The 12,657-nt window shown below is 30.7% G+C and carries 7 protein-coding genes; 2 read left to right on the top strand and 5 right to left on the bottom strand.

Annotated elements, in window-relative coordinates; translation table 11 throughout:
• Positions 1-183: 183 nt before the first annotated feature.
• From SPJ17_RS04385 to SPJ17_RS04370, 4 genes are read right to left on the bottom strand one after another with little or no spacing between them, the layout of a single operon-like run.
• Positions 184-1,227: a mechanosensitive ion channel family protein gene (locus SPJ17_RS04385; protein WP_321093051.1), complete on the bottom strand. Its 1,044-nt coding sequence runs from the start codon at positions 1,225-1,227 to the stop codon at positions 184-186.
• A 16-nt stretch (positions 1,228-1,243) separates the two neighbouring features.
• On the bottom strand, positions 1,244-7,786 hold the full coding sequence (locus SPJ17_RS04380) for a hypothetical protein (protein ID WP_321093050.1): 6,543 nt from the start codon (positions 7,784-7,786) through the stop codon (positions 1,244-1,246).
• A 17-nt stretch (positions 7,787-7,803) separates the two neighbouring features.
• Positions 7,804-8,790 carry a glycosyltransferase gene (locus SPJ17_RS04375; protein ID WP_321093048.1) on the bottom strand — a complete coding sequence of 329 codons (987 nt, stop codon included), beginning with the start codon at positions 8,788-8,790 and terminating at the stop codon, positions 7,804-7,806.
• Between the two features lie 17 nt (positions 8,791-8,807).
• Positions 8,808-9,575, bottom strand: coding sequence for a sugar phosphate isomerase/epimerase family protein (locus SPJ17_RS04370; protein ID WP_321093046.1), 768 nt, complete (start codon positions 9,573-9,575; stop codon positions 8,808-8,810).
• 349 nt (positions 9,576-9,924) lie between these two features.
• Between SPJ17_RS04370 and SPJ17_RS04365 the strand changes: the two genes are divergently transcribed.
• Entirely contained in the window at positions 9,925-11,079 is a 1,155-nt protein-coding gene (locus tag SPJ17_RS04365) for an NAD-binding protein (RefSeq protein WP_321093044.1), read from the top strand.
• Complete coding sequence (locus SPJ17_RS04360) at positions 11,079-11,570, top strand: cyclic nucleotide-binding domain-containing protein (RefSeq protein ID WP_321093042.1); 492 nt, start codon at positions 11,079-11,081, stop codon at positions 11,568-11,570. The genes SPJ17_RS04365 and SPJ17_RS04360 overlap by 1 nt, the downstream gene beginning before the upstream one ends.
• A gap of 30 nt (positions 11,571-11,600) precedes the next feature.
• Here the strand turns inward: SPJ17_RS04360 and asnA are convergent, their stop codons facing one another.
• On the bottom strand, positions 11,601-12,608 hold the full coding sequence (gene asnA / locus SPJ17_RS04355; RefSeq protein WP_321093041.1) for an aspartate--ammonia ligase: 1,008 nt from the start codon (positions 12,606-12,608) through the stop codon (positions 11,601-11,603).
• Positions 12,609-12,657: the final 49 nt, after the last annotated feature.

The following is a 12,657-nucleotide window of genomic DNA, read 5'->3' as shown; positions in this document are numbered from 1 at the left end:
AGGACATTTGCACTCCCAAACTTCAAGTGCAACTACATTATAAGGCTTTTCTTTGGCACTGTCAATCAAAAAGTGCCAAAAGTTTAAATTTTAGTTTCAAAGGGTGTCAAAGAGTGCCAAAAAGGACCATTTTAGAAAACTAGGGTATAAGAAAAAGGCCTTCAAAATGAAGACCTCATATTCTTATTCCTTATTATCCGTTTCCATACCCTTAGAATCATCTCTTTGTTCTTTGATGAATTCTGTTGTTTCCTTCTCAAGATCCTCTGAAACATTCAAGTGGGTAGGCTCATATTGCTGAACCACAATTTGGTCATAGGAAATATCAATACCAGCATTGTGGAAGGCGATGTAATATTCTCTCATTAAATCACGCTGAACCTGGTATCTATCCTCTTCTAGACATTTTGCAATAATCGTTACAGCAATATTCGATGCACCAAAATCAGAAACACCCTTGTAGAATGGTCCTTCTACAATTCCTGGTATTTTAACTCTAAATGCTTCAAAATTATCCTTTAAAATCTTTTCAATATGCTGTACAGGTACATCATATGGGAATAGACAATCTACAACAGCTAAGGATAATTCCCTAGACATATTGACTACATTCGAAATATCGGAATTGTTAATAATCTTAATATTTCCTGCATAATCTAATAGCTTTGTTGCACGAATACCAATTTCGATTACAGTACCTCTAAAATCATCAATCGTTACAATTTCACCTACGTTGTATTCATTTTCAAAAATGATGAACATACCTGCAACGATATCGGCAATAAGACTTTGGCAGCCTAAACCTATAACTAGGGTTAAAATACCTACTGAGGCAAAGATTGCGGTTGCATTCACACCTAAAGCCTGAAGCACAAAGATAATAATTGCGATGGCACATGCGTATTTTACAAGTCCATCAAGTAAGGTTAATACCGTTTTCGCTCTATCCGATTTTTTCATTCTATATTGGAAAATCATACGAATGAGCTTACATACAGCATAAATGACAACAATATAGATAATGCTTTGAATCAAAGTAGGAAGATGTGTCATGAAATCCTTACCTATTTTTTCTGTATCTACTACATTATCCTTAATCCAAACGGATATACTAGCTCCTGGGTTTGCCATTTCAATGATGATAAATGTTAAGGCTGCAACAAGAACGACGCCCAAGATGACGAGCTCTACAATCGTAAAGCCCTTTTTCGTTTTCTTATTCTTCATTTTCTTTTCCTCCTACTTAAGAAATATAATAAGTTTTTGTACTATATCCAATTTCACTATTACCCTCAGATAGAGTAATAGAACCAACAAAGGTATTACGGCTTGATGGATTTACCTCAGTTACAACAACTAAAATCTTACCATCAGATGTGGTAACCTTCGCTATATAACCATTTAGATCATATTCACCATCGGTAAGTGAAATAATATGATCCGTTTCCGAAAAGCGAATATTTATATCCTGATTCTTATTTAAATAAGCCTCATCAAGGGTATAAGAAACATAATATTGGTTGGTATTACTATCCATTGAAATCTCTCCAGCAAGTAATGCCGTATTCGCTGGCTTATTTAGAACATATGCATAATGATCATAATAAATCTTTAAATCATCCTTTAGCTCATATACGATAATGGATACCTTATAGGCCTTATCATCAATACCTGTAAAGGTATATTCTTTATCTGTTATAAGATTCGATGTATATAATGCATTACCTGTAGTGCCAATAGAATCTATGGAATATAAGGTGATCTTATATGCATAATTTGGATATTCATCCATCTTAAAGCCTGTGTTGATACTTAAATTCATCTTATCCCCATCAAGTCTTTCCATAGTATATCCTTGATTTGCACTATCAAAGAATTGACTATTATAGTTATAATAGCTTTCATAAGGCTTGTCAAAGGATATATTATAATTCTTAGTTTTATCCTGATAGATAATATTAAATTCTAATTCCATAGATGTTGAATATTCTCTATTCTTATATTGATCCTCAAGGTAGCTTGTATCCGAATGTAAGAAAATTAATTCGTTATCAAATTCACTACCTAAAATCGTTCTTGGGTTATTTTCTAGTGGAGCACGATAATTCTTACCAGAACCACCCTTTATAACCTCTATTTCATAATCCTTATAGGAAATCTTAATAGGGCCTACATAGGCTATAACCTCGCCTACAGTCTCATATACTGCCGTATGCTTTAATTCTATATAGATAACATCTGTATCATCTACAGCTGGTGCTAAATTGCCATTTTCATCCCTATAAATTTTTGTGATTCCATCTACAGTTACTCTATCATATAAAACATCATTTACAGTATCATATACGGCTTTATAGCCTGTATAGGTATAAGAAGAATTCGTAAGACCTAAAATTTCATATTCATAATTTATATCCGTAATCTCTAATTGCTTAAGTATTTCAACCCTATAGGTAACCTCTTTATCATTATTATCACGATAAGTAACAATAAAGATAAAGTCTTCATATGCACCACTTAGGGTATGCTCATCTAATGTACCCGATAGATCATTTGTTTCTACTACATTCTTTCCATACTGAATTTCTATAGATTGTATAGTTAGATCAGTCATCGCACGAATTTCATAATCAAAGGAAATATAATCTGTATTATCCATATAGGTATAATCGGATACCGTTATGAAATCGATATAATCTCTTGATGTTATAACCTCTAAAGTATTGGTATCTATAACCTCAAAGGTATATTTTATGATACCTTCTTCTTTACTTGTATGAATGTCAAAGGATGAAGAATCAAATGTACCTTCCTCACTATTCTTTTCTCCATTTGCATATTCCTTAGTGATTCTATAGCTTAGATTCTCTGAATATGTCGCTCCTTGAAAGAATACACCATCACTATTGATGCCAACCTCTACAATAGAGGCCGCATTTAATATATGCTTACCTATAATCTCTTCATATAGAACTAATTCATTTTGACCATAGTTTCTTATGAATTTTGTCTTTATATAAACAACCGAATATGTATTTGGAATGTCTATATATGCTTCCTTATAATAGTTATAAATAGGTCCCGCACTCGTAATTAGATTTTGGTAATTCGAATCTGAATATACCTCAATTAAAGGATTATCGGCATCATTTTCGGATTGATAATCGCTATAGCCAACCGTTAAGGTATAGCCATTTTGACCTACATTATCGTTTACATAGCACTCACTATAGGTAATATTGGAATCTGCAATCGTATAGGACATGGTTTCTTTAAGCGATGCACTATTTACAATTTCACCAAATGTATTCATGAAATCCTTAGGGAAATAGCTATAGGTTACTATAGGCTTTTCGTAATTACCATCTACTACATTACCTGTAAAGGTTATTATAATTTCATAATAGGTGATATCTTCTACACTATAGAATGCAGATACAGTAATCGTTTTATTATCTATAATACTATCGTAAGTATAATATCCACCCTGATCTACATATTTACTAGCACAATATTGATAATCATAGATTGGAATAACTATATCCTCTTGATTAAAGGATAGGGTAACATTTTCTCCTTCTACCTTATTTGCATCTACATTAAATCTTATTACCGTCGTGTCATCTTCTTTATTATAATATAGCATATCCTCAGATATAGCCTTAAGCTTATCATCGATAGATAATGGACATACCTTTCTATCATAATAAGAATAAATAAATTCATTATCCTCTGTTAATACTTTATCATAGCTATTTTTATATAGATTTAAGGATAAAGGATTTACGGGTACATATTCACCATCCATAAGCTTATAATAGGATACACCCACCTCAAAGATTGAAGATACAACCTTTTCATAGGCACCATTTTGTTCTACATATAAATCTAAAGAAGAAGGCGTTACTAAGGTATAGGTATGGCTTAGATCATCATAGATATAATAGGCTGTATCTTGGAATTCCTCTTCTTGTGCGAGTACTAAGCCAAGGGTTCTTCCTTCACTAAAGCCTAAGCTCTTAGGTGTTGCAAGAATATAGCTTCCATCTATATATTGGAAATATTTCTTCTCACTATCGAAATAGGTATCCTCTGTTAAGATATAATCTTCCTTTACCATTAAGCCTAGGCTTGATGGTAGAGCCAATATATATTTTTCTTCAAAAACATAATATTGTTTATTGCTATCAAATGCTGTATCTAAAGATAATTCATAAGAAGCTGTATCTAAAGATGGATCTACAATATACTCATATAAGCCTAAGCTTTGTGGATTTACAATAATATATTCATTACCTTGGTGTTGGTAATATATAGTATTATCTATGAAGGAATCCGATGCCTCCTTGTATGAGCCATCTCCTTTTTCATATAGATTATAATTTGCTGGAGATGGATTATTCTCACCATTTATTCCTATATATTTATCTAATGCTTTATAATATATAGTTAAATTTATATTTTCTAAATCATATGGTACGGCTAGTTTATAATGTGAAGAGCTAAAATATTCTGTATGACCATATCTTGTAATACCATCTTCCTTATAGGAATAATTTATAGTACATACAATTTCACCCTTAGTTGTAGTTTTTCCTAAATCGAAATCGAAATAATAATGCTTTAGTCCGTTATCTTCTGTTACAATATAATAATTATCCTCTGGAATAGAATAATTATCTACATCATCATAGCTTGCAATCTTATTGAAGGTTCCATTTGGAATATTTATTATTTCCTTGTAGCCTAAGGATTCAATTCTTAAATCTAAATAAGTGATATTATCTGTATGAACTAGAGGTATTTTATAATATCCATTTATATAATCTACCTTATCTATTTCTTCATCATCCTTAGTAGAAATAATATATTTATATTCCATGGTTCTATAGGTTTCATAATCTAGTGGCCCTTCGGTTAAGACCATAAGCTCTAGCTCACGAGTGATTTTTACACCATCGATATATGCATCAATGTCTAAGAATGCATAATATTCGGAATTCATATAGTTTGCATAATAATCTAAGGAAACTTCAGTTTCTAAAGAAATCGTTTCCTTTTTCATTTCGCGAGAAATATGTAATGTACCCTTTTTATAATAAATGGTTGTATTATAGATAAGCTCATTCGATGTAAGATTCTCTACTCGAATACTACCCTTAGCGATTAAATCATCAAAGAGATCATTTGTACCAGAATCAAATTGAACCATTGCCGTTTCGAAGGTAGCATTATTCATTTCTATCTCATATGGGATAGTAACAATTGCATTTTCATCAATTTGATAAGGAAAGTAGGTAATATTTGCATCATCCTTTGCATAAGTATAGGATCGAATGAAATTACCATCGATATCAAAAATGGATAAGGTGATACTTGAAATATCTTCATCGGTATAGGTATTTAAATCGTAATCTAGGTCAAATACCTCCTCTAAAAAGCCAATAAATCCTCCTTCTATCTTTCTTTCCTTCTTATCGCTATAGATGAAATCAATAGAATAGGTATAGGACTTCTCACTATAGCCATCAACGGAAGAAACACTTAAGGATAGCTCTTTTTCAAGTAAATCGAAGTTTACCATTTTAAATGGATCCATAACTTCCCTCACCTGAGGTGTGAATAGGGAATTTTTAAATGTAGCCTCATATAGAAGAATACCAGCTTCTGTATTTGTTGCTTCCTTGGTTGTAGTTACTGTAGGTACTGCCACCTCAACCACCTTATGGGATGAATCATTTTGACAAATTGCAGTAGCTATAACTTCTGTGTTATCCATATTCCATTCATAGCTAATTTGAAAGTCATGACCGAAGGTTAAATCCTCTTGGATATAATTTATAGATACAGCATCAAAGCTCTTTCCATTAGAAATTGGAACAAATTCTAATATCAATTCCTTTGTTTTTATATTTTCAAATGTAAGTGTGTCCTCTATAGAATTCTTTGTTTGTAATAGGTTCCTATCGGTATCATATACATTTAATCTATAGGAATCCAAAGAATTTGCTTGTTCAAATTTTGTATCTATAGAAAGAATATTCTTACATAAATCTAAGGATACATTTTTACTATCTAAGCTATATTTTGATGTGAATTCACCAAAGCCTGTTGGGTATTCTACAACAAATTCATTGCTTCCAATAGGGATTTCTTCGTCATTCCTTTTTGTATAAACGATTATTGCAGCTGTAAAGCCATTATATAAATTTTCTATAGTGGACTCTACATTATAGCTTGTAATCACTAAAGTATCAGAATCATTATTGTTTAATAGAACCTTATAATAGAATTCCTCTCCAATATTATATGGATCATTAATTTTAATAGTATAATCTAGATTATAAATACTATGATCATAATCTAATACTGGATTAAAGGTAATGGATGCGGTTGGATCTTTCGCATCAATTCTATTTTCACTAAAGGAATAGGTGCCAATATGACGCTTAGCATAGTATCTTTTTTGATTTCCAATTTCCTTTGTTGGAGTTAGGTAAATATCAATACCAGATAGGTTTGCAGGAACATTAAAGGAGGCAATCGTATCACACCCTTCAATGCTTAAAACCAAATCATCCTCTTCTCTATTAAGCTTGTAATTGGTAAGAATAGAATCATATTCTCCCGTCTTATAGACATCAAGAATATAGCCCTCATGTTCATTTTCAGGCATAAAGCCAGTATCGATAGATATGAAATAGGAATCCTCACTTGTCGTGATGACTGGGGCTTTAAAATCAAAGGTCGATTGATAGATTTCATCTGCCATATAATCTGGATAGGTTAGCTTATAGCCTAATTCACCAATCTTCGTCAATTCATCATAATAGGTCGTATATGCAGCAAAATAAACATTTTGTCCTTCATATAAATCATTAAAATAGCCTCTAAAATAATTCTCTTCATCTAATATTTTATTGGTTTCAACCAACTTTTCATCAATATAGATTTCCAAATAGGTTTGATATCCTGTTTGATAATAATCGGAAACAAATACATTATAATCTAAATCAAAGGATCCATCCTCTATAGATATTGTAGGTTCAATATCAAATACGGCCTTAGGACATTCTAGCTTAGATGTGTAGCAATCTAAGGTATAGTAGGTAATATCACCTAAATCATCATTCGATGCGACTATAGATACCGTATATCTTCTATTTGGAATTAATCCAGTAACAATTTGTTTTTGGATACCTGCCTCATGAATTTCATATTCCGAATGAAAGGTATCATTATAAACCTTAACCTTATATAGGGTGTCTTCGGTTAATTCGGATACATCTATTTTATATTGTAAGTAGTCACTTCCTGCAGTAACCTCTAAAATTTCTACCTTAGGGGATGCATTCATTACCGTTGAGCCTACTGTAGCCGCAACAATTGCGCACGCAGAAATAATCGATACTCCACCAGCAAGCGAAGTCGATGCAGTAACTACAGAAGAGGTTGCTTCTATACTAGAGGCTGTAGAGTTTATCGTAGATATATTCCCCTCTATAGCTTCTCCATTTATATTTGCTCCTTCAGCTTCTATATTTTGACCCTCAGAGTTCATATTTTCACTTTGGCTCTTTTGATTTAGCTTTTCCTCAAATCGATTCTTAATAGCCTTTTTTTCAGGGGCAGGCTTATCATTAAAGCCTTCCTTAAATTTCTTAATTTCAGGAGGTAGTGGCGCTATTTCCTTCGGCTTATAATATTCAATTGCATCAAATCTTTTAAATTCTTTGATTTTTCTATTATATTCGAATTCCTTTTTTCTATTAAATTCGTCCTTCATAGAGTCCCTCCTTATCTTTATATTAAAAATTCATTAAAAAATTCATTTAAGCCTTTATAAATTTTTCTCAGGTTATTTCTTTCCTTAAGCTCTCTTATTTCCTTTTCATAAAGCTTAAGTAAACAATCCGATGTCACTAATTTATATATATTCTTCTTTTTAATGACATAATCATGTAGATCTTTTAAATAGGCTTCTCTTTTATCCTTTAAATCATCAAAATCAAATAAATTAGAATTTAATACGGTATAAATTCCTAATGTGGATTGAATAAAATAAGGAAATCTCATTTTACTCTTTATGCTTGTTAAATAATCATATACATATCTTGCACAAGACATAAAATCATCAAAGATATCTACCATATAATTATATTTTGATTTTTTCCTTGTTAGACTTAGCTCATTCATTTTCCATAAATAGGATACGATATCCAAATAATGGATTTCCTTAGGGCTTAATGTACCAACAAGACAGCTTGTAAAATAAGAATCCTCTAAATGTCTTACATTGGGATGAAATCTTAAATTATGATCCTTAAGATAAAATCTTTTATAAACCTTTCCATGCATCCATGGGAATGTTTCTTCTCTTTTTCTTAATCTTAAGGATTTTTGATTATCAAAATAAACCTCAACCATGATATTGGTAACTAAATAATCCGGATTATATTTTTTTAAATAATCTAAAATCTTAGAGAGTACATTCAAATCTATAAGCCTATCATCCGCATCGAAAAACATAATGAAGGGCTCATCTGTCATATCGATACCTCTTTGCCTTGTAAGACCTGGTCCTAAATTCTTATCATTCCTCAAATACAAAATATTTAATTTTTCATACTTCATTAAAAATTCATTGGATAATAAAACATTCGATGCATCATTTAGGATCGTTACATGAATGTCATGAAAATCTATATTTTTTTGATTTTCTATAGAATCTAATAAATCTTTAATTTTATGTTCATCCTCCATGTATTGTGGAATGATAATATCTAGCATAAATATCTCCCATTCTTTTATTCTATAAAGCCATTTTCCTTTAAATATTTTATAGAATTTAAAGCTTTATTATAATCGGATATCTCAATTAAAATCGTGGTTGTATCCTCTAACTTTCGAATATATTCAAATACCTTTTTAAAATCGATTGAGCCCTTACCAATTTCATCATGAGAATCCATAATTCCATCATTATCGTTGATATGAATATGCTTAATATAAGGCTTAAGCTCAGAAAACCATATATCTAAGCTTGTATTTGAGAGATTCGCGTGGGCAAAATCGAGACAAACGCCAATTCTTTCATGATTTATTTCTTTAACCAAATCTCTTAATAAATAGGGATCTAAATCAAACATATTCTCTATATAGATCTCTAAATTAGGAAATTCCTCTATTAAGGATAAATACGCTCTCTTATTATATTCAATCCATCTTCTTCTGTATTTTTGATCCTTCATCCAGGTAATATAATTCGTATGAAATATAACACCCTTACAATTGAGCTTATCTGCAATCTCTAGCGATTTTTTCACTCGATCTAAGGAGATATTTTGAATCCTTTGATCCATAGAATCTAATACAATATCAAAGAATGCCCCATGAAGTGTATCCATAGTACGATTTAATTTTTTATATTCGCTTAGGATATCCGATATTTTATTTTCATCATCTAATGTATCCGGAATAAAAAATTCATTATATTCAAACCCTAAATTGTATTTTTTAGATAATTCTATATATTTTTCTTTTTCCTTAAGATTGGGAACAACAAAATATCGCATAGAACCTCACCTCAATTGATACACTAATTATATAATTATAATTAGATTTTTTCAAATACATTTAAATGATGATATCGCTTTTTCTATTGCTTAGGAAATGAATATAAAGTGTATCCATATAGAGTTTCATTTTTTATGTTCACTTATGATATCCGATTGTCTATTTTCATCATCTAATGTATTAAGAAGAAAATATCCTATAACGCTAACCTAAATGAACACACTAATTATATAGTATAATTAGAATTTTTCAACTACATTTAAAAGAATATATTGCTTTTTCTACAATTTACAAAATGAAAGATATTATGGTAAAATAGTACATAAACGAAGAAAGGCATATTTTGGTATGGAAAAATTCAAAACAATTTGGAAAAAATTTCATATTACCGCTTTATTCATCGTAATTTCCGTTTATCTTCTACTGGTTACCTTATTATATTTTATACTGAAGTGGAATAATGTTTTAGGCCCAAATAATGAGCCTTACTCATTCATAGATGTATTCATATTTAATGTTTTAGCCTTAGCAGGAAATGATTATGAATTCATAGACAATAACCAAACAAGACTATTAGGTGTTATCTTCTTAGCCTTTGGTACAATCGCTATTTCTATGTTTACAGGTTATATTTCCTCTGCGTTTGTAGAAAAAAGATTAAATCAAGAAAGGTCGATAAAGAAAATGCAGCAAATGAAAAACCATATTCTTATACTAGGATATAAAAATGATTTAAAGGCATTAATCTTAGATATTATAAGAAAAAATGATAAATTAAAAATGGAGAACATCATTTTAATTAATAATCTAGAACAAGAAAAGCTAGATTTAATTAAAGAGGATAAGGATTTTAAGAATTTAAATATCTTAAAGGGTGATTATACGATTGAGCAAACCTTGATCAATGCGAATGTTAAAGAAGCTTCTAAGGTTTTAATTATTGGTGAAAATATAGAAAGCCTAGATGATGAATTAATTGATTCTAGAATCTTTGTTACAGCATTAATGGTAAGAAATTTAAACTCAAAATGTCATATATGCTGCGAGGTAAGAACAAAAAGATATAGAGATTATCTTTTACAGCAAAATTGTGCTGAGGTTGTTTATTCAGAAGAATATACAAGATATATTCTATCTACCTCAACCAATTATAGTGGTATGTCTAAGGTAATGTCTTCCTTCTTAGATAATGGAGATGGCACGAGTGTACAAATCCTTAAAATAGAAGATCAATGGGTCGGAAGAAAATATAAAGAATTATTTGATTATTATAAAAATGAAAAGAAATATTTATTACTTGGTGTCTTAGAAAATATGGGTGTAGAAAAGGAGCTTAAGCATCAAATATTATCCGATGCTCAAAAATCTACAAACTATGGTGAAATCATTCAAAAGATGAAAAATATTAAAAATATTGAAATGAATAATCCAAGATTAAATCCACAGGATGATTTTATCTTAGATAAAAACATGGGTGCTATCATTTTAGGGGAGGAAAAATAATGGATATTATAGAAAAGAAAAATATATTAAAAACATTCCCTCTTCTATCTACAATAGAGGATAAGGATTTAGAAGCCTTAGCCTCTATGGTTTTAGTGCAGGAATTTCATGAGGGGGATATCATCATTAAGGAAAATGATATCGATACAACCATGTATTTATTAATTGAAGGGGTTGTAGATGTCATTAAAACTACCATTTATAATGAAGAATTTGTTTGTGCAACCTTAAAGGATGATATGCATATCATATTTGGTGAAATGGCCTTAATTGATAAGGATAAAAGATCTGCAACAGTCATAGCGAAAACGAATTGTAAAACCTTCTCTTTATCGAGTGATGACTTCAATACATTTTGTGAGGAATACCCTAAGGGTGCAGTTAAGCTTTTAAAGCTAATGAATAAAAATATCATAAGAAATTTAAGAAGTGAAAATGAAAATTTAAAGCTTATTTATCAGGCTTTAATTGAAGAAATTGAATACAATTAAAAAAATCATCCGAAAGATGATTTTTTCTTTTTATAATAAGGTAATTCCGTTTTCCTCTAATAATTTTAAGTCCTTATCGTCCCATACACTAGATTGTACCTCACCAATATGAGCCTTTCTTAGCATGAACATACATAATCTAGATTGTCCGATACCACCACCAATCGTAAGTGGTAGTCTCTTATTTAGGATATCCTGTACATATGGGTTTTCGAGTTTTGTCTCCTCACCCTTAGCCTTAAGCTGGCTTACAATAGATGTTTCATCTACACGAATACCCATTGAAGAAATCTCAAATGCGATATCCAGTACATCATAATAAAGTAGGATATCTCCATTTAGGCTCCAATCATCGTAATCGGCAGCTCTACCATCGTGAGGCATGCCGTTGGATAATTTTCCACCAATACCAAGTAAGAATACTGCCTTCTTTTCTTTGCAAATTAAATATTCTCTTTCCTGTGGTGTTTTATCTGGATATCTTTGTAATAATTCCTCAGATGTAATGAAATATATATCCTGTGGTAATTCATTATATAAATGAGGGTGTACCATAGATACCTTATGCTCAAGCTCTAAAATAACAGAATAGATATCCTTAACTGTTTTTCTTAAGTATACCTCATTTCTATCCTCTCTATCAATAATCTTTTCCCAGTCCCACTGGTCAACATAAGCACTATGTAGGGTATCTAAATCCTCATCTCTTCTTATCGCATTCATATCCGTATATAATCCCGTATGAGGAATAAATTGATAGCGTGCAAGCGCATGGCGCTTCCACTTTGCTAAAGATTGTACAATTTCAACCTCAGATTCAATATTCTTAATATCAAAATTTACTCTTCTTTCGTATCCATTTAGATTATCATTTAAGCCTGTTTTAGGGAATACGAATAAAGGAGCAGAAACTCTCGTTAAATTTAATTTATCTGCAAGTAATCGTTCAAATGTATCCTTTACAAATTTAATTGCAATTTCTGTATCTAATAATCCTAATTCTGATTTGTAATCCTTTGGTATAATTAATCTTTTCATAAGGATCCCTCCAAAAAATAATTTACGACTATTTTATCACAAAAGAATT

Source organism: Anaeroplasma sp. (genome assembly GCF_034179385.1).
Taxonomy (GTDB): domain Bacteria; phylum Bacillota_I; class Bacilli_A; order Acholeplasmatales; family Anaeroplasmataceae; genus Anaeroplasma.
The sequence above is the reverse complement of the archived record's forward strand: the minus strand, read 5'-3'. Positions and strand labels throughout refer to the sequence as shown.